This window comes from Glaciimonas soli, from assembly GCF_009497155.1.
Taxonomy (GTDB): Bacteria; Pseudomonadota; Gammaproteobacteria; order Burkholderiales; family Burkholderiaceae_D; genus Glaciimonas; species Glaciimonas soli.
This window is the reverse complement of sequence record NZ_WINI01000001.1, coordinates 234026-253928: the sequence shown is the minus strand read 5'-3', so window position 1 is coordinate 253928 and position 19903 is coordinate 234026. Positions and strand designations below refer to the sequence as shown.

Below are 19903 nucleotides of genomic sequence, written 5' to 3'. Positions count from 1 at the left end.
GTTTAGCCAAACGCAGCTATGATGCATTTAGCAGTAACAATAAAATTCTAAGCGCTACCAGGCGCAATCGGAGAATATAAATGACCAACGATATAACAGCTAAAAAACCACTCTATAAATCCCTCTATATACAAGTATTAACGGCGATTGTCATCGGTGTTTTTCTTGGTCAGTTTTATCCCGGAACCGCTCAGGCAATGAAGCCGTTGGGCGATGGTTTTATTAACCTCGTCAAGATGATCATCACGCCGGTGATTTTTTGTACTGTTGTGCTCGGTATCGCCGGCATGGAAGATATGAAAAAAGTCGGTAAAACGGGTGGCTTGGCGCTTTTGTATTTTGAAATCATGAGTACGGTTGCATTAATCATAGGTTTGATCATGATTAATGTGTTTAAACCAGGAGCAACTCTGCACATTGATGTTTCAACGATTGACACCAAGGCCGTTAGCGCTTTTACCGGACCGGGGAAAATGGATAGTGCAACTGACTTCTTGTTTCACATTATCCCGACCAGTTTTGTTGACGCATTTGCGCAAAACAATATCCTGCAAGTGCTATTAATTTCTATCTTGTTTGGTTTTTCTTTGCATCGTTTTGGCGGTCGTGGCACCGTGGTATTTGATTTTATTGAAAAATTTTCGCAAGTTATTTTCGGCATGGTTAACTTGATCATGAAAGTAGCGCCAATCGGTGCTTTTGGTGCAATGGCTTTTACCATCGGTAAATACGGCATTGCCTCTTTGCTGTCGCTAGGGTATTTGATGGCGTTATTTTATGCGACCTGTCTGATTTTCGTTTTCGGCGTACTCGGCATCGTTACGCGTGTGCATGGCTTCAGTATCTGGAAATTCGTCAAGTACATCAAAGAAGAGTTATTGATCGTATTGGGAACGTCATCATCGGAATCGGTCTTGCCGCGTTTGATCGACAAGATGGAAAAACTCGGTGCGAAAAAATCAGTCGTTGGTTTGGTCATTCCAACTGGCTACTCCTTCAACCTTGACGGCACTTCGATCTACTTGACGATGGCAGCTGTGTTTATTGCGCAAGCGACCGATACACCGCTGACCATCATGCATCAAGTCACGCTGTTGTTAGTGCTGTTATTGACGTCAAAAGGTGCCGCAGGTGTCACAGGCAGTGGCTTCATCGTGTTGGCCGCCTCATTATCAGCGGTTGGTCACGTACCAGTCGCAGGCCTTGCGATAATATTGGGTATCGATAAGTTCATGTCAGAAGCGCGCGCGTTGACCAATACGGTCGGTAATGGTGTGGCGACAATTCTGGTGGCCAAATGGTCGAATGATCTGGACGAAGATCAATTGCATCGGGAGCTGGATGGAAAGGGTAATATTGATCCGATGTTGGATTCGGCGAGTAGCGAGATCAAACAAAAAGCCTAATTTATTAGATTCAGGGTGACTTAAGCGGCAATAAAAAAACGGCTCATCAGAGCCGTTTTTTTATTTGCATGATTCATAAACCAGCGCTAAACCAACTTCACCGCATGTTCCCGAGTTTCATGGAAAACCACTTGTGGCCAACGCTCTTGTGTCAGGCGCAGGTTAACACCTGAGCTTGCCAGATACGCCAGGTTGCCTGCGGCATCATGCGCGAGATTATTGCCAGCGGTAGATCTTTCAAAATCGGCCAGCATTTTTTTATCATCGCATGTGACCCAGCGCGCACTATTGATGTTTGTTCCTTCAAAAACGGCATCAACGCCATACTCATTGAGCAAGCGACTTGCGACCACTTCAAATTGGAGTACGCCGACGCCACCTAATACCACATCACTGTTGTGAACGGGTTTAAACACTTGAATTGCGCCTTCTTCACCTAGCTGCTGTAATCCTTTATCCAGTTGCTTGGTTTTCAAAGGATTGCGAATGCGCACTGAGCGGAAAAACTCTGGTGCAAAGTAGGGGATGCCAGTAAATTGCAGCGGTTCGCCTTCGGAGAAACTATCGCCGATTTGCATATTGCCGTGATTAGGCAAGCCAATGATGTCGCCGGCAAATGCTTCTTCCACTTGTTCGCGACTGGACGCCATAAAAGTAACGACGTTGGATACTTTAATTTCGCGATTCAAGCGCAAATGCTTGATCTTCATGCCGCGTTCAAAATGGCCGGAGCAAACACGCAAAAACGCAATGCGGTCGCGATGCGCCGGATCCATATTTGCTTGAATCTTGAAAACGAAACCTGTGAACGGTTGCTCTGTTGGTTTAACTACGCGCACAGTCGCATCGCGTGCGCCGGGTGGCTGCGCCCAATCGATCAATGCATTGAGAATTTCGCGAATACCAAAGTTGTTAATCGCGGAGCCAAAGAATACGGGTGTTTGCACGCCAGCCAAAAATGCCTCTTGATCGAATGGATGCGAAGCGCCATGCACCAGTTCAACTTCCATTTTCAATTGTTCGATTTCTAACGGGAACATTTCTGCCAAGCGCGGATTATCAATACCTTTCACCACTTCAAAGGTCTGATCGGCTTTTTCGCTGCCCGGTGCGAATAATAAAATTTCATCGCGTAGCAAGTGATACACGCCACGGAAAGATTTTCCCATCCCGATAGGCCATGTGACAGGAGCGCATTGAATTTTTAAAACGGATTCCAACTCGTCCAGTAATTCAAGAGGGTCGCGGGTTTCGCGGTCCATCTTGTTCATTAAAGTGATGATAGGCGTGTTACGCATGCGACAGACGTTCAAGAGCTTGATGGTTTGCGTCTCAACACCTTTTGCGGCGTCAATCACCATCAGTGCTGAATCCACTGCTGTTAAAACGCGGTAAGTATCTTCCGAGAAGTCTTGGTGACCTGGCGTATCAAGCAAGTTAACGACATGATCGCGATATTCAAATTGCATCACTGAGCTGGCGACCGAAATGCCGCGCTGCTTCTCAATGTCCATCCAGTCGGACGTGGCATGACGGCCACTTTTTCGACCTTTGACGGTTCCGGCTAATTGAATTGCGCCAGAAAATAGCAATAGTTTCTCGGTGAGCGTGGTCTTACCCGCATCCGGGTGAGAAATGATGCCAAAGGTTCTGCGTCGCGAAACTTCGTCGGCAATTTTCTCGGCCGAGACGTTATTGACGACAATGTCATCCGTTTCAGTGTTGACATCACCGGTATTGTTGTTATTGTCAGAGTCGATCTGATCGGAAATCGGTTCTTGCGTAGGATCTTGCATGATGCGTGCGTTCAAGCGATTTTTAGGCGCTTGCCTTGATAGTGAGTCAATAATAAATACGGAATTTGGAGAGATGCGCTGATTGATAACAAAAAATGCTGTTATTGCGCATCATCGGGAAGCCACGATTATAGCTTATGACGAGCAACGCCCACCTTCAGTTTTTCGGCCTGGCGTGGCGGTAACTAAGTTACGGGCGATGGGGATAAGAAATCGGGGCGGGTGTGGTTGTACCAAATGCAAGAATAACCTCACAAACATAGCCCAATGTCTACGCTATGTTTGTGAGATATAAGCACCTTAATCGCGAAGCTCCAAGGCGCGATTAAGGCTCAATGCGGCCAGAGAGCAAACAGCGCCTGACAATAAATAAAATCCGACGTAGGCCAAGCCGAAGTGCGAGGACAGACCCAGCGCTACCAGAGGCGCGAAGCCTGCGCCAACCAGCCAGGCCAGATCAGAAGTCAAGGCTGCGCCAGTGTAGCGGTACTTGGCCGGGAAATTGGCACTGACAGCGCCCGCAGCCTGACCATAAGACAGTCCGAGCAAACTGAAGCCCAGCAATATGAAAATGTTCTGTCCAAGTTCGCCGCCGTTCATCAATGACGGAACGAAGGCGCTGAGTAAGGCAATCAGTGCGGCACAAGTACCTAACGTGGTACGGCGACCAAAACGGTCTGCAATCAGGCCGGAGGCGATAACGCCTAAAGCCATCAGACCAGCCCCGATCACCTGAATCACTATGAAACTGCTGACAGGGCGTATCGAATATAGCCGTATCCATGACAGAGGGAACACGGTGACCAGATGGAACAGGGCATAGCTAGCCAGGGCTGCCAACGCACCAATGATCAGATTACGACCCTGAGTGCTGACCATTTCGAGGGAGTTGGTAGGTTCCAATTCGCGCTCATCAAGCAAGCGCGCGTATTCGTTAGTAGAGACCAGGCGCAAGCGCGCAAACAGTGCGACAACGTTGATGGCAAAAGCCACGTAGAACGGATAGCGCCAACCCCAATCGAGGAAGTCTTCCGTAGAAAGATTGGAGAGCATATAGGCGAACAGGCTGCCGGCGATCATGAATCCGACAGGCGCGCCCAGTTGCCCGAGCATTGCGTACCAGCCACGTTTGTTTTGCGGTGCATTCAGCGCCAGAAGTGAGGGCAGGCCATCCCATGAGCCACCGACTGCGACTCCTTGTCCGATGCGCAAAATCGATAGCAAAATAATAGCTTTGAAACCAATATCTTCAAAAGTTGGTAAAAAAGCGATGCCAGCGGTGGAAATTCCGAGTATAAAGAGAGCTGCTGTCAGTTTCACTTCTCGACCGAATTTTCGCTGAATTGCCATGAAGGCAACCGTACCGAAGGGCCGAGCAAGGAATGCAAACGAAAAGATGACAAAGGCATAAAGCGTTCCTTCCAATCGCGGAGCGTAGGGGAAGAACACAGACGGGAACACCAGTACCGAAGCCATGGCGTAGACAAAAAAATCAAAGTACTCGGAAGCACGACCGATGACGACGCCAATGGCGATTTCACTCGGTACGATAGTTGAATGATCAAACTTGCTGTTTCTAGGCGCGTTGGTAGTTGAATGTGACGAAAGTCCTGCATTTCCTGCATTGTTACTTAAGGTGCTGTTCATTTTACGATGTCTCCAATTGAGTTACAGTCGTTGGACGCGCCCATCTTTCACATGCTGCTTGGAAAGGTGGGACAAAACGTCCAATCGCCAACGCATATCAGTAGGTGTACATTATCACGATTTTCCTGCTTTGATTGGACTTTAGCCCAATGTTTTCACTAATAGCTCGTCGCGGATGGATATCCTTCCCCGCTATTTTGTTGGTTGGCTTATTAACTGGTTGCGATACCGTCGTGATGAATCCATCCGGCGACATCGCAAACCAGCAAGGCCACCTCATTGTCGTTTCTACTCTGCTAATGCTACTCATCATCGTTCCGGTGATCGCATTAACATTTTGGTTCGCCTGGCGTTACCGAAAAAATAATACTAAAGCACGCTATGAACCGGACTGGGATCACTCAACTCAGCTTGAGCTAATCATCTGGGGTGCGCCGCTTCTTATCATTATTGCCTTGGGTCTGTTGACCTGGATCAGCACCCATACGCTGGATCCATACCGACCACTATCACGCCTTGATGCGCATCGCCCGATTCCGGCAGACGTTAAACCGCTGACGGTCGAAGTGGTAGCGCTGGACTGGAAATGGTTGTTCATTTATCCAGAACAAGGCATTGCTACCGTTAATGAAGTCGCTGCGCCGGTGGATGTTCCTATCCATTTCAAGATTACTTCTTCCACGGTGATGAACTCTTTTTATATTCCTGCGCTGGCTGGTCAGATTTACGCGATGGCAGGTATGCAGACCTCGCTTAATGCAGTCATTAATAAGCCGGGCGAGTTTGAGGGTTTTTCAGCCAATTACAGCGGCGCAGGATTCTCAGGTATGCGCTTCAAGTTTCATGGCATGACACAGGAAAATTTTGATAACTGGGTGCAAACAACCAAAGCGTCAGGTGGGGCATTAAATCGTGCTGACTACTTGCAACTTGAAAAACCTAGTGAAAAAGAGCCGGTGCGCCGTTACGGTACTGTTGATGCTGACCTCTACCATGCGATTCTCAATCGTTGCGTCGAAAGCGGTCAGGTATGTATGGACAAGCAGATGATGACTGACGTTAATGTTAAGAGCGACGTCAAAATGGATCATCAACATGCTCAAGATGAATAACCTGCATCTGCAACAAGATCAACACTGCACAGCAGATACTGGTGCGATAGCCCATAGCTTGCACTGCGTTCCATTTTTTCTCAGGAAGTAACGATGCTAGACAATATTAATCTGACCAAGCTGATCTTCGGCCGTCTCACCTGGGATTCGATTCCCTATCATGAGCCCATCCTGATATTTACTTTTCTCGGGGTGGCAATCGGCGGTATAGCTGTACTAGCCGCGATTACCTATTTCCGCTTCTGGGGTACCCTGTGGCGCGATTGGGTTACCAGTATCGACCACAAACGAATCGGTATCATGTACATCATCCTCGGTATTGTGATGCTGTTACGCGGCTTTGCTGATGCTTTGATGATGCGTGCGCAGCAAGCGCTTTCTTTTGGCGATTCGGCCGGGTTTTTGCCACCACATCACTACGATCAGGTTTTCACGGCGCATGGCGTCATCATGATTTTCTTCGTGGCGATGCCGCTGGTTACCGGGTTGATGAACTATGTTGTGCCACTACAAATTGGCGCACGCGACGTTGCCTTTCCTTTCCTGAATAACTTCAGCTTCTGGATGACGACCTTTGGTTCGATATTGGTCATGTTGTCTTTGTTCATCGGGGAATTCGCAAAGACAGGTTGGTTGGCTTATCCGCCTTTGTCGGGGATACTCGCCAGTCCTGATGTCGGGGTCGATTACTACATATGGGCATTGCAGATCGCCGGGGTCGGGACCCTGTTGTCAGGTATTAATCTGATCGCGACCATCGTTAAAATGCGCGCACCTGGCATGACCATGATGAAAATGCCAGTATTCACATGGACTGCTTTGTGTACTAACGTGTTGATCGTTGCTGCGTTCCCAGTGTTGACTGCTGTACTTGGTATGTTGTCGCTAGATCGTACTCTGGGCTTCAATTTCTTTACCAATGACATGGGCGGCAACGCCATGATGTATGTCAATCTGATCTGGATCTGGGGTCATCCTGAAGTTTATATTTTGATTCTTCCGGCTTTTGGTGTTTTCTCTGAAATCGTGTCAACCTTCAGCAGCAAGCGCCTGTTCGGTTACACCTCGATGGTGTACGCGACAGTTGTTATCACGATCTTGTCTTACCTGGTTTGGTTGCATCACTTCTTCACCATGGGTTCGGGAGCGAGTGTCAATTCGTTCTTTGGTATTACGACGATGATTATCTCGATTCCAACCGGCGCCAAAATTTTCAACTGGTTGTTCACCATGTACCGCGGACGCATTCGCTTTGAAGTACCAATGTTGTGGACGCTGGGTTTCATGGTTACCTTCGTTATCGGCGGTATGACTGGCGTGTTGTTGGCGGTTCCGCCAGCTGATTTCGTATTGCATAACAGTCTGTTCCTGATTGCCCATTTCCATAACGTGATTATTGGCGGCGTGGTGTTCGGTATGTTCGCCGGCATTAACTACTGGTTCCCTAAAGCTTTCGGTTACAAGCTTGACGATTTCTGGGGCAAGTGCTCGTTCTGGTTCTGGTGTATCGGTTTCTACGTTGCTTTCATGCCGTTGTATGTGCTTGGCCTGATGGGCGTAACACGTCGTATGAGTCATTTCGAAGATCCGTCATTGCAGATCTGGTTCGTGATAGCAGCTTTCGGCGCAGTATTGATTGCACTTGGTATTGCTTCGTTCATCATTCAGTTGGTGGTCAGCTACAAACGTCGCGAAGAGCTACGTGACCACACGGGTGATCCATGGGGTGGCCGTACTCTGGAATGGTCAACTTCGTCACCGCCACCAGTGTATAACTTCGCTTTCACACCACGCGTTCATGATAATGACGCTTGGGACGATATGAAGAAAAATGGTTACGCGCGACCACTGGATGGCTTTACCAAGATCCATATGCCAAAGAACACGGCTGCTGGCTTCGTTATCGCAGCAATTAGTGCGATCCTTGGTTTCGGTTTGATCTGGCACATGTGGTTGTTGGTCGGCTTCAGCTTTGTTGCAATGTTGGCTGCGATTATCATCCACACTTTTAACTACGACCGCGATTACTACATTCCGGTGGACGATGTTGTCCGCACCGAAGGTGAACGCACTCGCTTGCTGGCTAGCCATGTCTAATATTACATCTACCTCTACCGGCGCCTTGGGCGCCACTCCGAGTTCACGTTTTTTCGTGAAAGAGCATCATCCGGAAAATGGAACTTTGCTCGGTTTCTGGCTCTATTTGATGAGCGATTGTTTGATTTTCGCTTGTTTATTCGCGACCTACGCAGTATTGGGACGTAACTATGCAGGCGGCCCAACTGGCGCTGAACTGTTCGAATTGCCGCTGGTGGCGATCAACACCACATTGTTGTTGTTCTCGTCGATCACCTATGGCTTCGCCATGTTGGAAATGCAGCGCAAACGCGTTCGTGCCACGATGATCTGGTTAGCGATAACAGGCATTTTCGGTGCTTGCTTTATCGGGATTGAGTTGTATGAGTTTGCCCACCTGATACATGAAGGTGCAGGCCCAGGACGCAGTGGCTTCCTGTCATCATTCTTTGCTCTGGTAGCGACGCACGGTTTGCACGTCACTTTCGGTATCGTCTGGTTGATTACACTGATGTTCCAACTTGGTCGTCATGGCATCACACCTGAGAACAGCCGTCGTTTGATGTGTTTGTCTATGTTTTGGCACTTTTTGGACCTGGTCTGGATTGGCGTCTTCACCTTTGTTTATCTGATGGGAACCTTGCCATGAGCGCACATCAAGAACACGGCCATCATGATGGTCACGACGATCACGGCCATTCGGATGCCGGCCATGGCAGTCTCAAAACCTATGTAACCGGCTTCATTCTGGCTGCGATCCTGACCATCATTCCATTCTGGCTGGTCATGGGTAAGGTATTCGACAAGTCCAGCACTACCGGCATGGTATTGCTAGGCTTGGCTGCGATTCAAATCATTGTTCATATGGTGTATTTCCTGCATATGAATACCAAGTCCGAAGGCGGTTGGAACATGTTGGCATTGATCTTTACCATTATGGTGGTAGTGATCATGTTGAGCGGCTCTCTGTGGGTTATGTATCACCTGAATCGCAATATGATGCCGGGCATGGTGCACGATTTACAGGAAGAAACTGTTCCAAATTCGATGTCTGAATCTATGCACGAAATGAATATGAATAAGCAATAAGCAGCAATAAACCATGACCCTCACATCGCGTAGCAAGGCAACGAGCGTACAGTCTCAAGCTGATTCAAAGCCTCAGGACATTACTCCTCGTTCCCGCTCCGCAACCGTGAAGGTCATATTGCTAATTTGTGCGGGGCTGCTTTTTGCAGCCTTTTTTGCTTTAGGGACCTGGCAAGTCAAGCGTTTGCAATGGAAACTTGATCTGATCGAACGGGTAGATCAACGGGTTCATGCAGCCCCTGTTCCGGCTCCCGGTCCGGAACGCTGGCCGCAGATCGGTCCGGAGGCTGACGAATATCGGCATGTAAGCGTGACCGGTAATTTCCTGTATCCGCTCACAACGCAGGTTCAAGCCGTCACCGATCTTGGTAGCGGTTTTTGGGTAATAACACCATTACGTAGCGCCGATGGCAATGTTGTCCTGATCAATCGTGGCTTCATCCCGGCAAAACTCAATGCCCAATCAAATCACAGTGACTCGGCAGCCGTTGTAACAATTACCGGACTTTTGCGGATGAGCGAGCCCGGCGGCGGTTTCCTTCGCCACAACGATCCCGCCGGCAATCGCTGGTATTCTCGCGATGTTCAGGCGATAGCTGCGGCGCATGGATTGCAGCATGTTGCCCCTTACTTTATTGACGTAGATGCTGCCAAAGCGACAACGGAAGGTCAGGGCGCGGCAATTTCGTCTGATACCCCGATCGGCGGTTTGACGGTAATCGCTTTTCACAATAATCACTTGGTTTATGCTGTTACTTGGTATGCTCTCGCCTTGATGGTAGCGGCGGCCTGTTTTTGGGTTGCGCGCGAGGAGCGAAAAATGCGGCGTCGAAATACGGATGCAGGCACTATCGCTGATGATGGCGACGAAAACAGCAAAGATAAGTGAAGATGGCGGGCGAAATTAATATTCTTGCAAACTCAGAAGACTCAACAGAAAGATCGGCAGTCGCCACCGGCGTTGAAAATGCCGCCAGTCACAAGAACACCTTACAACTGATTCAATTGCGTTGGATCGCCGTAGTTGGTCAGATTACAACGATTGCGGTTGTGACTCTCGGTTTTGGCATACATTTGCCACTTCTACACATGCTGGAAGTGCTGGCATGCCTGATTGCCTTCAATATTGCCAGCCATCTGCGTTGGCACGAAAATCGAATTGTGACAAATTGGGAGCTATTTCTAGCCCTTTTAGTCGATGTTGGCGCGTTGACAGCGCAGTTGTATCTCAGCGGCGGAACCACGAATCCTTTCGCATTTCTTTATCTCTTACAGGTGATTCTCAGTGCTGTTTTGCTCGAAGCCTGGACCACCTGGATTATTGTCGCCATTTCTGGTGCGTGCTTAGCCGGTTTGTCTCTGTTTTCCAAGCCATTAGTATTACCGCCAACTGCCGGTAATGGCTTATCCAGTTTGTATGTTGATGGCATTCTTATTTGCTTCGCTATCAATGCCTCTCTGCTTGTTTTTTTTATCACGCGCATCAATCGCAATCTGCGTGCAGGATATGCGCAACTTGCCGATCTGCGTCAGCGTGCTGTGGAAGAAGATCACATCGTGCGCATGGGCTTGTTAGCCTCAGGTGCTGCGCACGAACTCGGCACACCGCTGGCGACGCTTTCCGTGATTTTGGGTGACTGGAAAAGAATGCCGGAATTCAAAAAGAATAGCGAATTGTTAGAGGAAATTGGTGAAATGCAGGTTCAGCTGCAACGTTGTAAAACTATCGTCAGCGGCATCCTGCTGTCGGCCGGAGAAGCGCGCGGAGAATCGGCGGTAAAGACCACCATCAATACTTTTTTAAATAATCTCGCCAGCGATTGGCGCACCACACGACCGGTTGTTACATTTGTTTATGAAAATCGGATAAGCCAGGATATTCCTGTGGTTTTTGATTCCGCTCTCAAGCAAATGATTTGCAATGTACTCGATAATGCCTTTGAAGCTTCACCACAATGGTTGCGCTTTGAAGCTGCGCAAGAAGCGGATGCGCTGACACTCTTAATCACCGATGCCGGACCTGGTTTCGCACCTGAAATATTGGCGCAATTAGGTAAGCCATATCAGTCGAGTAAAGGACGTCCCGGCGGCGGATTGGGATTATTTTTTGTGATTAGCGTCGCACGTAAACTGGGTGGTACCGTGACAGTTAAAAATAGCGAGCAGGGTGGGGCGTCAGTCTTGCTTACTCTGCCACTTGCCGCCATCAGTCTTGAAGAAGAGGATAAAACACATGTCGGCTAATCGTCTGCTATTGATCATTGAAGACGATGTTGCTTTCGCTCGCACCTTAGCGCGTTCGTTTGAGCGCCGCGGTTATACGGTCTTGCTTGCCGCCAGCCAGGATGAAGCCAGCGTAATGCTGGAACAGCATACCCCCGGATACGCAGTAGTTGATCTCAAGTTGAACGGCAATACCTCGGGTCTGGCGTGCGTACAAATGCTGCACAAGCGTGATCCTGCCATGTTGATCGTGGTATTGACCGGATTTGCCAGCATCACGACTGCGGTCGAAGCGATCAAACTTGGTGCTTGCCAATATTTGGCCAAACCATCCAATTCTGACGATATCGAAGCAGCCTTCGGGCATATTGCAGGTGCGGCCGAAATTGAGCTAAGTAACCGATCTACATCAATCAAAACCCTTGAATGGGAGCGCATACACGAAGTGCTGGTGGCCACCGATTTCAATATTTCGGAGACAGCACGTCGTCTTGGTATGCATAGGCGCACATTGGCGCGTAAGCTGGAAAAGCAACGCGTGAAATAACAATGGCATAGTTGTTTTTTAACTTTGCTGTTCTCCCCAGTAACGCACACTCAGACCATGCCGGCCAACAGCCCTAAATCTGAGGCTTGCACCAGCAATCATAGCAAAGCTGTATTTATCGGAATCGGGATGGCAGCAAATATCCGATGAATTTTGCGTAACAAACGCGACGGCAGCCCGATTTAAAATATTTTCTGAGTGCAACTCGACATTGTTTGCACCACAAGGCAACCCTTTGTGCACTTTTGTACAGGAGTCATTGCCAACGATTCTATTTATAGTTATTGAACTTCTGGCGGGTGTAATTTACTAACCATTGCCAATTACCAAGGAGAATTGTCGTTGCCGGCCTTCAACCAAAATATGGCTGGCTCGAAACACAGAAATTCGAAACGTGCTAAGGTGCGCCCGAATTTGATGAGCCTGACGGGTATGTCGCTGACGCGGCTGTGTCGGGCAAAAATGATTACCTACGATCTCCCCATCATACTAAATACGATTCTGAGTATCAAAACGTTGAATAAAAGACGTAAGAAGATTTTGCCTGTCATAGAAATATGCCGGTCATGTCGATCGAATAGAATGCTTGTTTCAAGTGGTGGGGAGTCTTATTTGATGAGATTAATATAGTGATTCCAAAATTTCGAATAGCAGCTTTAATGGTTGGTTTGTTGTGTGCTGGCTCTTCTTTGCACGCACAGGTAACGGCGCCAACATCCACGAACACCACGAATAGTGATTATTGGGAGCTGATGCTTTCTCCTTATGCCTATCATTTCGATTACAGTCCCGAGCACAAAAACGTGTATTTAGTCGGTTTGGAAAAGCACCGAAGTGACCAATGGTTTGCCGGTGGAGTGCTGTTCTCCAATTCTTTTGGCCAGGCGACGGGCGCGGCGTATGCTGGCTATGAGTGGGATAAGTTATTTGGCGTGTCGTCCCTCTATGCGAAATTAGCTGGGGGCATAATGTACGGCTATGTTGGCCAATATAAAAATAAAGTTCCGCTGAATTACAATGGATGGTCGCCAATCGTGGTACCCGCCGTGGGTTGGAGTTTCACGCAGAAAGATGCGGCTCAAGTTACTTTATTAGGGAATGCCGGGCTGCTATTTTCATACAATCGAAAATTTTAGAGTGGTATGGCCCGAAGATTGTGTGATTGTGTATGTGGGCCAGCAGGACTGCCGGCCTGATTACATGGAATCTGGTTTGCGCGCATGCGTGAACGACGCTTGGCGAATAGTACATAGCTGTGCCTCAATCAAACTATTTTCTAATGACGCTATCTGCCGATATGTGACTTAAATATCTTGATCAGGGGGGATGTAAGGCCCTTTTACCTCGCCCCATCCCCATGTCGGCATAGGAGCAGATTCATCGAGAGGATTTTCACTCGTGGCTGAATTGAGCACCGCGATGCGAGAACCCCATTCAAGATAGCCAATCAGCGCAGAACGAAATTCGGGGTCGTCCGGCAACCTCAACTGGTCTGCCGTATCGAGTAGCAGTTCTATCCAACGCTTGCGTTGCTGGTCTGTGAGATGACGGGCAAGATGTTTGGCTACCATAGTCGAATGATTGTGACTCGGATCACCGCTGTAGAGTTTCGGCCCGCCCAAGACTTCGCTTACAAAGTGCGCGACGGTCTTGAAATGATGTGAGGGCATGTCGGCAAACACAGGGCCGAGGATAGCGTCGCCAGGTACTCGTTCATAAAATTTCATGAACAGTGTTTCGATGCTTTCGATGCCTCCAGCCCATTCATATAAAGTAGGAATTTTTTTTTGGCTCATGTGAAGTGATACCTAAATGTTGACGACAATATTTTGGTGACTCACTGATACTTTTATTTCTATTGCTCATTCTTCGATAGCACTTTCGTTGCTTCATAGTGCTGCATCTCTTGGATATTGTTAAAGTAGGGCTTGATTGCAGCAAAGAACGGCCCAAAACCAGCGCTCTTTCTAAAGCCGTTGATATGTCCGTCAAGCGAGTCCCATTGAATCCGAAGAATGAATGACTCAGGATCTTCAGAACATTGGCTTAAGTCATACCCTAAGCAGTGTTCTGATTTGTCGAGTTCCTTTGCGGCAAGTGCGTAAGCATCGACAAAAAGCGTCGCATTTTCTCTGCTTATTTTGTACCGAATATATTCGAGCAACATGATTTTTCCCTTCTCAGCAGTTTATGTAAAACACCATAAACGGCGGCGGAATTTTTAGGGCGCTGCATTAGCTTTATTCAATAGACAAGATCAGCGCGACTGCGATCAATGCGCTAGCCCGAAATATTACCCTGAATAGCAAATCGTCGTGAATAGGCGATTGGATTCGTCGGATCCCAATTGTATCCATCGATAAATGGCATGGCAGTTGTCGCTGGCTCGTCCGCAAAATACCCCAGGCTTTGCGCTGCAAGCATGTAACTTTCGGTTTGACAAACCTTGGTGACGATTTTCTCCCAGCCTTCGGTAGTAGTGAGCAAACCCCATCGATGGAATTGACTAAGAAACCATAAACCGTCACTGGCAAGCGGGTAGTTCATTCCGTTCGCATCAAAGAAACGATGCGGTAACGGCGCCGAAGGCAGCATGCTGTTGCCATATTCCCCTGACAGTCGTGGCAAAATTAATTCCTGTGCGATGTTGAGATATTCAGGACTCGCGAGACGATGGCTGGTGGTGACTTTATTGGGTGGATTTTCGAGCCACTGAGAAGCTTCGAGCAGGGTACGAACCAATGCTTGTACTGTATTCGGATAAAGCGCGGCAAATTCGCGTCGACAGGCGAGTGCTTTTTCCGGGTGATCGGGCCAGATTTGACTGCTGCTGACAATGGTTCGTCCAGAATGATTGTGTTCCGCCACAGCATGCCACGGTTCTCCGGCGCAAAATCCATCCAGTTCGCCTTGCGCCAGCGCATCAGCCATCTGTGGCGGGGGAATGACGACACTTTCAACGTCATGCAACGGATGAACGCCTTGCGCAGCCAGCCAGTAGTTAAGCCACATTGCGTGCGTCCCGGTCGGGAAAGTTTGCGCAAATACCGGTTTTCGTCCTAGCATCGCGAATGCAGCAGACAAAGGCGATCCGCTGCGTAACGCATCTGCCAAACGATTCGATACAGTGATCGCCTGACCGTTTCTGTTTAACGTCATCAAAATCGCCATATCGGCCTGCGGCCCGCCCAAACCGAGTTGTATGCCATACACCATGCCGTACAAGGTTTGCGCGGCATCGAGTTCGCCGGACAGCAATTTATCGCGGACAGCGGCCCATGATGGTTGCTTGCACAACTCAAGCGTGAGTCCATTGCGCTGCCCGAAATCCATCATCTTTGCGGCGACTAAAGATGCGCAGTCCGTCAGCGCCACGAAACCTATGCGCAAGTGCGGCCGCTCCGGTTTTGCAAATTCGCGGGAAGGATCAAGGTTAGGGTGAACTGTCATTCGGGACTTTCGTTGTATCAGTTTTTAATTAAGCAAGTCTGCTATGGCAATGATCTGGCGCGCTATTTCGGCAATTTTTAGTCCTTGCTTCATAGACTGATTGCGTAGTGTTTCATAAGCCTGCGCTTCACTCATTTTTCGCTTATCCATCAATAATCCTTTAGCGCGATCTATCAGCTTACGGTCGGCAAGTTCGCCCTCGACATCAGCCAGCCGTTGACGCAGTCGCGTTTCTTCGGCAAAACGCGCAAGGGCAACTTCCAGTATGGGTGCCAGCCGGGCAGGTGCCAAGCCGTCGACTACATAGGTTGTGACACCTGCACCAACGGCCGCTCGGATAAGTTGTTGATCGGCGTCGTGGCTGAACATGACTACCGGACGCGGTGCAGCGGTATGCATGAGTGCCAGTTGTTCGAGAGTGTCGCGTGAAGGAGATTCTGTATCGACAATCACAATGTCTGGTCGTTGCTGTTTGACAGCCTCGGACAACGCACGCGAAGTGTCGACGACAGGGAGCACCTCATAGCCATGCTCGACCAACACCTGGCAAAGTTCGGCTATGGGCTTATCAGTATCGTTGACCAGAAGAACTCGAAGCATGGGAAAAAATGTTTTAATTAAAATGAGTTAATTGGGATACATAATGAAAAACCGAACTGATTTTTTCAACGATATTATGTGCTTAGAGGATTCTCCTTCCAGTTGTCGTTATGCTGCAAGCGTAATATTCGAGTCGCGCCACTCATCCGCTTCGCAAATGGCATTTCCTACAAGAATAATGGCTGGGCTGCCAAGATCAGCAGCAGCGACATCCATTATCAACCTCCCCAAAGAAGTGAGTAAGCGACGTTCATTTATGCTACTTGCCGCCTGAACAACGGCTACAGGAGTATCCTCATCGAGTGTCTTTAATAAACCCGTCGCGATCTGTGAAACACGGCTCATACCCATGTAAATCACCAGCGTCGTTTTTGTTGCCGCCAATGCAGACCAATCCGGTTCTAAGTCGCCCTGAGTATGCGCTGTAACCAGAGTGACACCTTGTGCGTAGGCACGATGGGTAAGAGATATGCCGAGACTGGCCGCGGCAGCCAAACCTGAACTGATGCCGTTGCATAGTTCAATGTTTATTCCAGCCCGACGCAAATAGGCGATTTCTTCACCGGCGCGGCCGAACACCAAGGCTTCGCCACCTTTGACTCTGACCACATGCTTACCTTGTAATGCATAACGTCGTGCCAGTCGCTGGATAAAGTCTTGAGGCGTCGATTTACAGCCGCCGCGTTTGCCAACATGAATTGTCCGCGCGTTCGGTGCCAGCAGGGCAATTTCCTGATTTACCAAATCATCTAACAACAAGATATCTGCGAGAGCTAACGCTTTCACTGCCTTCCGCGTCAACAAGTCCAGATCACCTGGGCCAGCCCCAAGCAATGTCACCTTACCCGCTTTTATTTCTTCACTCATTTCCTTGCTCATTTGCTTGCTCCAATTGCGGGTGCCAGCGCACCTCGGTCGCATAATTGTTTTAGTTCAGGAACGCAGGATCCGCAGACAGTACCGCAGCCCAGCGTGGCTTTCAGTTGATTCAGAGTGGCACCTTCAGCAATCGCCTTAGTAATGTGTGAAGCCTTAATTTGCTTGCATAGACAAATTGTGCGATCCGCAATAATGTTAGTTGTCTGACGCGAAAATACTGCGAGACGCGAACCTTGCCATGGCTGCCCCTGGCGCAAACTGGCTAGTAGTGCGTCTGCACTTGTTGCCTCACCAGCGAATACAAAACCAGCGAGCGCACCGTCGTCCCACACCGCACGTTTGGCGATGCGACGTTGCGCGTCACGATATTCGAGCGTGTCGGTGCCAGTGGGCAGATCGAGTGCAAGGTATAGCCGCTCCAACCAACCTGCCGGTGGTTCGCCGTTGGCGGCCTTCAGCACGAGTAAATCGGCCTCGACCTTGATGGCGGCGTACGCACATTCATGCAATAGGGGTTGTACGCTGGCTTGTATTTTCAAAACGTCGCCACGTCGGGCGGCCAGGATGCGCCATGGCAGATCTGCTGCTTCGACACGAACCGCCGCATGTTTCAATTCTGGTTGGAATGAGCGCCGATCGACTGCACTCGATGAAACTTCGTTAATGCCGCCGCAATTCAAAAATTGCGCATTCCAATGCATGGCTGCGAACACCGTACCCGATTGCATCTCGTCCGAAACCTGCAGTGGTAATACCACGTGGGCTCTTTTGCTGGTGATGGTAACCAGACTGCCTGCCTGAAGTCCGCGTCGTTCGGCATCAACCGGATGCATCGTCAGTGTCGCTTCCGGCGCATGGGAAAACGCGGCAGCAACCCGACCGCTGCGGCTCATGCCGTGCCATTGATCTCGCAAACGTCCAGTCAACAGATGGAATGGATAGCGGGCGTTGGTTGGCTCTGCAACCGGTTGATATTGTGTCGCATGAAATTGTGCCCGGCCAGTAGGAGTGAGGAATTTCCCATCGGTATAGCGGCGCGTTTGTCCGCCGCTTTCACCTGCAGGAAATGGCCATTGCTGAGGCCCTTGGGTTTCTAATACCGAATAGCTCAGACCAGCTATGTCGAGGTCGCGTCCTACGGTCAGCCTGCGATGTTCATCAAACACCATTTCTGGGGAGGTGAAAGGAAATAGATCGCGTAGCTCTGGCCGTAATAAATGTTGAATGCGTCGTCCGATTTGATTCGCGATCCACCAGTCAGCTTTTGCCTCTCCTGGTGCATTGATTGCTTGCCGTACGCGCGAGATACGGCGCTCGGAATTGGTGGCGGTGCCAGTTTTTTCACCCCAGCTACTCGCCGGAAGTAGTACATCGGCGTATGGCACCGTATCGGTCTGGGTATAGGCTTCTTGTACCACCACGAACTCTGCACTATTGAGCGCTGCGCGGATCTTGCCGATGTCCGGCATAGAATGAACCGGGTTGGTACAGACTATCCATACCGCTTTTATACGTCCGTCGAGAAGGGCGTCAAACATATCGACAGCAGGTAAGCCGGGACGGTCGGACAGCGTTGCACTTCCCCATAACTCTTCAACTTCTGCGCGATGGGCGGGATTGCCGATGTCCCGATGAGCTGCCAGCATGGTCGCCATGCCACCGACTTCACGTCCACCCATGGCATTGGGCTGGCCGGTCAGGGAAAATGGTCCAGCGCCAGGTCGCCCGATTTGTCCTGTGGCCAGATGAAGATTAATCAACGCAAGATTTTTGTCGGTACCATGACTGGATTGATTCAGACCCATGCAATAAAGCGACAGGGCGGCAGGGGAGAAACCAAACCATTCTGCTGCCTGAATCAAATCTTTTTCCTGGATGCCGCACAAATCGGCTGCCATACGTGGTGTGTATTCACGTACCAGATTCTTGAGCGCAGTGTAGCCATCGGTATTGCTATCGATGTAAGCCTGATCTACCAATCCTTCCCAAATCAGGTGATGCAACATGCCATTGAATAACGCAACATCGGTACCCGGTTCAATCGCAAGATGCAGGTCAGCCATTGCAGCAGTGTCGGTGCGGCGTGGATCGATCACAATCCAGCGTATGCTCGGATCTTTTGCTTTGGCAGCTTCCAGCCGGCGAAAAAGTACTGGATGAGCATAGGCCATATTACTGCCAGCAAAAATCACAGTTTTAGCGTATTCCAGATCGTCGTAGCAGCATGGCGGACCATCGGCACCGAAGGCCAGTTTATAGCCAGTGACTGCGCTCGACATGCAAAGCCGTGAATTGGTATCGATGTTATTGGTAGCTATGAGTCCCTTGGCGAGCTTATTGAACACATAGTAGTCTTCCGTCAGCAATTGCCCGGAAACATAGAATGCCACTGCATCCGGACCATGTTTGCGCACGATTTCTGTAAAGCGCTGCGCCACTGTATCCATTGCCGTATCCCAGTCGACGCGCAGACGCGGTGCATCGCGATTCGCACGCATTTCAGGGTAGAACGCACGCCCAACATCGCTGGCAACCGTTAATGGCAAGGACAGTCCTTTGCTGCACAGACGGCCGTAATTGGCGGGATGATCCGGATCGCCCTTGATACCCGTGATGCGTTCATCTTGCGACTCGATCAGCACGCCGCAACCTACGCCGCAATAGCAGCAGGTCGACTTGGTGATGGTTGGCATAGCTTTCATTGTCTGTGCTCAGGTTTAATGAATAAGACTTACGCAAAAAATACTGTTTTCAATCCAGCGCGAGGAAGACATCACCCGACTCGATTTTTACCGGAAAACGCCGCGCACAACCGACATCTGGTGCTTTCGCCTCGCCGCTTTGCAAATCGATTTGCCAGCTATGTAACGGACAGGTCACGGTTTCGCCGTGCACGATCCCTTGCGACAATGGCCCAGCCTTATGCGGGCAGCGGTCTAGCAGCGCAAAGACCTTATCATCCGCAGTGCGAAAAACAGCGATATTCCCAGCCGTTCTTTCCACCAGCCGACTGCCGAGCGGCGGAATATCATCTACCGCACACAGACGTACCCAAAATTCGTTGATATTCATTTCCAT

General features: G+C 49.5%; 18 protein-coding genes. 9 read left to right on the top strand and 9 right to left on the bottom strand.

Annotated features, from left to right (window positions below; translation table 11 throughout):
• Window positions 1-80: 80 nt before the first annotated feature.
• Window positions 81-1406, top strand: a complete 1326-nt coding sequence (locus GEV47_RS01240) for a dicarboxylate/amino acid:cation symporter (protein ID WP_153232905.1) — start codon at window positions 81-83, stop codon at window positions 1404-1406.
• 86 nt (window positions 1407-1492) lie between these two features.
• Here GEV47_RS01240 and GEV47_RS01235 read toward each other — a convergent pair whose 3' ends face one another.
• Window positions 1493-3202 carry a peptide chain release factor 3 gene (locus tag GEV47_RS01235; protein ID WP_228124515.1) on the bottom strand — a complete coding sequence of 570 codons (1710 nt, stop codon included), beginning with the start codon at window positions 3200-3202 and terminating at the stop codon, window positions 1493-1495.
• Window positions 3203-3502: 300 nt separating this feature from the next.
• Complete coding sequence (locus GEV47_RS01230) at window positions 3503-4849, bottom strand: MFS transporter (protein WP_153232904.1); 1347 nt, start codon at window positions 4847-4849, stop codon at window positions 3503-3505.
• A gap of 149 nt (window positions 4850-4998) precedes the next feature.
• Here GEV47_RS01230 and cyoA point away from each other — a divergent pair, with 149 nt between their 5' ends.
• The 8 genes from cyoA (at window position 4999) to GEV47_RS01190 (ending at window position 13032) form a co-directional block, all read left to right on the top strand.
• Window positions 4999-5961, top strand: a complete 963-nt coding sequence (gene cyoA, locus GEV47_RS01225; RefSeq protein ID WP_153232903.1) for a ubiquinol oxidase subunit II — start codon at window positions 4999-5001, stop codon at window positions 5959-5961.
• A 93-nt stretch (window positions 5962-6054) separates the two neighbouring features.
• Window positions 6055-8058 carry a cytochrome o ubiquinol oxidase subunit I gene (cyoB, locus tag GEV47_RS01220; RefSeq protein ID WP_153232902.1) on the top strand — a complete coding sequence of 668 codons (2004 nt, stop codon included), beginning with the start codon at window positions 6055-6057 and terminating at the stop codon, window positions 8056-8058.
• The gene (gene cyoC, locus GEV47_RS01215) at window positions 8051-8686 is read left to right on the top strand and encodes a cytochrome o ubiquinol oxidase subunit III (RefSeq protein WP_153232901.1); all 636 of its coding nucleotides are present in this window, start codon (window positions 8051-8053) and stop codon (window positions 8684-8686) included. The genes cyoB and cyoC overlap by 8 nt, the downstream gene beginning before the upstream one ends.
• Entirely contained in the window at window positions 8683-9126 is a 444-nt protein-coding gene (gene cyoD, locus GEV47_RS01210; protein WP_153232900.1) for a cytochrome o ubiquinol oxidase subunit IV, read from the top strand. Before cyoC ends, cyoD begins: the two co-directional genes overlap by 4 nt.
• A gap of 13 nt (window positions 9127-9139) precedes the next feature.
• The gene (locus tag GEV47_RS01205) at window positions 9140-10015 is read left to right on the top strand and encodes an SURF1 family protein (RefSeq protein ID WP_153232899.1); all 876 of its coding nucleotides are present in this window, start codon (window positions 9140-9142) and stop codon (window positions 10013-10015) included.
• Window positions 10016-10017: 2 nt separating this feature from the next.
• Window positions 10018-11370 (top strand): ATP-binding protein, encoded by a 1353-nt coding sequence (locus GEV47_RS01200; protein ID WP_153233726.1) that lies wholly within the window; start codon window positions 10018-10020, stop codon window positions 11368-11370.
• Window positions 11360-11896, top strand: coding sequence for a response regulator transcription factor (locus GEV47_RS01195; protein ID WP_153232898.1), 537 nt, complete (start codon window positions 11360-11362; stop codon window positions 11894-11896). The genes GEV47_RS01200 and GEV47_RS01195 overlap by 11 nt, the downstream gene beginning before the upstream one ends.
• 659 nt (window positions 11897-12555) lie before the next feature.
• Window positions 12556-13032, top strand: coding sequence for a hypothetical protein (locus GEV47_RS01190; RefSeq protein WP_153232897.1), 477 nt, complete (start codon window positions 12556-12558; stop codon window positions 13030-13032).
• 168 nt (window positions 13033-13200) lie between these two features.
• Here the strand turns inward: GEV47_RS01190 and GEV47_RS01185 are convergent, their stop codons facing one another.
• From GEV47_RS01185 to nirD, 7 genes are all read right to left on the bottom strand, one after another.
• Complete coding sequence (locus GEV47_RS01185; RefSeq protein WP_153232896.1) at window positions 13201-13692, bottom strand: group II truncated hemoglobin; 492 nt, start codon at window positions 13690-13692, stop codon at window positions 13201-13203.
• A 59-nt stretch (window positions 13693-13751) separates the two neighbouring features.
• Complete coding sequence (locus tag GEV47_RS01180) at window positions 13752-14063, bottom strand: antibiotic biosynthesis monooxygenase family protein (protein WP_153232895.1); 312 nt, start codon at window positions 14061-14063, stop codon at window positions 13752-13754.
• A gap of 113 nt (window positions 14064-14176) precedes the next feature.
• Window positions 14177-15346 carry a CmpA/NrtA family ABC transporter substrate-binding protein gene (locus GEV47_RS01175; RefSeq protein WP_153232894.1) on the bottom strand — a complete coding sequence of 390 codons (1170 nt, stop codon included), beginning with the start codon at window positions 15344-15346 and terminating at the stop codon, window positions 14177-14179.
• Between the two features lie 24 nt (window positions 15347-15370).
• Complete coding sequence (locus GEV47_RS01170; RefSeq protein WP_153232893.1) at window positions 15371-15946, bottom strand: ANTAR domain-containing response regulator; 576 nt, start codon at window positions 15944-15946, stop codon at window positions 15371-15373.
• Window positions 15947-16054: 108 nt separating this feature from the next.
• Window positions 16055-16813, bottom strand: a complete 759-nt coding sequence (gene cobA, locus GEV47_RS01165) for a uroporphyrinogen-III C-methyltransferase (protein ID WP_153232892.1) — start codon at window positions 16811-16813, stop codon at window positions 16055-16057.
• A gap of 8 nt (window positions 16814-16821) precedes the next feature.
• A complete protein-coding gene (locus GEV47_RS01160; RefSeq protein WP_153233725.1) occupies window positions 16822-19518 on the bottom strand; it encodes a nitrate reductase in 2697 nt (898 codons plus the stop codon).
• A 58-nt stretch (window positions 19519-19576) separates the two neighbouring features.
• Entirely contained in the window at window positions 19577-19897 is a 321-nt protein-coding gene (gene nirD, locus GEV47_RS01155) for a nitrite reductase small subunit NirD (RefSeq protein ID WP_153233724.1), read from the bottom strand.
• Between the last annotated feature and the right edge of the window lie 6 nt (window positions 19898-19903).

What these genes read in the sequence shown, in the direction of transcription:
- cyoA (WP_153232903.1), top strand. Translation starts at nt 4,999, where the DNA reads ATGTTTTCACTAATAGCTCGTCGCGGATGGATATCCTTCCCCGCTATT.
- GEV47_RS01190 (WP_153232897.1), top strand. Translation starts at nt 12,556, where the DNA reads ATGGTTGGTTTGTTGTGTGCTGGCTCTTCTTTGCACGCACAGGTAACG.
- GEV47_RS01205 (WP_153232899.1), top strand. Translation starts at nt 9,140, where the DNA reads ATGACCCTCACATCGCGTAGCAAGGCAACGAGCGTACAGTCTCAAGCT.
- cyoC (WP_153232901.1), top strand. Translation starts at nt 8,051, where the DNA reads ATGTCTAATATTACATCTACCTCTACCGGCGCCTTGGGCGCCACTCCG.
- cobA (WP_153232892.1), bottom strand. Translation starts at nt 16,813, where the DNA reads ATGAGTGAAGAAATAAAAGCGGGTAAGGTGACATTGCTTGGGGCTGGC.
- GEV47_RS01195 (WP_153232898.1), top strand. Translation starts at nt 11,360, where the DNA reads ATGTCGGCTAATCGTCTGCTATTGATCATTGAAGACGATGTTGCTTTC.
- GEV47_RS01175 (WP_153232894.1), bottom strand. Translation starts at nt 15,346, where the DNA reads ATGACAGTTCACCCTAACCTTGATCCTTCCCGCGAATTTGCAAAACCG.
- nirD (WP_153233724.1), bottom strand. Translation starts at nt 19,897, where the DNA reads ATGAATATCAACGAATTTTGGGTACGTCTGTGTGCGGTAGATGATATT.
- GEV47_RS01235 (WP_228124515.1), bottom strand. Translation starts at nt 3,202, where the DNA reads ATGCAAGATCCTACGCAAGAACCGATTTCCGATCAGATCGACTCTGAC.
- cyoD (WP_153232900.1), top strand. Translation starts at nt 8,683, where the DNA reads ATGAGCGCACATCAAGAACACGGCCATCATGATGGTCACGACGATCAC.
- GEV47_RS01180 (WP_153232895.1), bottom strand. Translation starts at nt 14,063, where the DNA reads ATGTTGCTCGAATATATTCGGTACAAAATAAGCAGAGAAAATGCGACG.
- GEV47_RS01200 (WP_153233726.1), top strand. Translation starts at nt 10,018, where the DNA reads ATGGCGGGCGAAATTAATATTCTTGCAAACTCAGAAGACTCAACAGAA.
- GEV47_RS01160 (WP_153233725.1), bottom strand. Translation starts at nt 19,518, where the DNA reads ATGCCAACCATCACCAAGTCGACCTGCTGCTATTGCGGCGTAGGTTGC.
- GEV47_RS01170 (WP_153232893.1), bottom strand. Translation starts at nt 15,946, where the DNA reads ATGCTTCGAGTTCTTCTGGTCAACGATACTGATAAGCCCATAGCCGAA.
- GEV47_RS01230 (WP_153232904.1), bottom strand. Translation starts at nt 4,849, where the DNA reads ATGAACAGCACCTTAAGTAACAATGCAGGAAATGCAGGACTTTCGTCA.
- cyoB (WP_153232902.1), top strand. Translation starts at nt 6,055, where the DNA reads ATGCTAGACAATATTAATCTGACCAAGCTGATCTTCGGCCGTCTCACC.
- GEV47_RS01240 (WP_153232905.1), top strand. Translation starts at nt 81, where the DNA reads ATGACCAACGATATAACAGCTAAAAAACCACTCTATAAATCCCTCTAT.
- GEV47_RS01185 (WP_153232896.1), bottom strand. Translation starts at nt 13,692, where the DNA reads ATGAGCCAAAAAAAAATTCCTACTTTATATGAATGGGCTGGAGGCATC.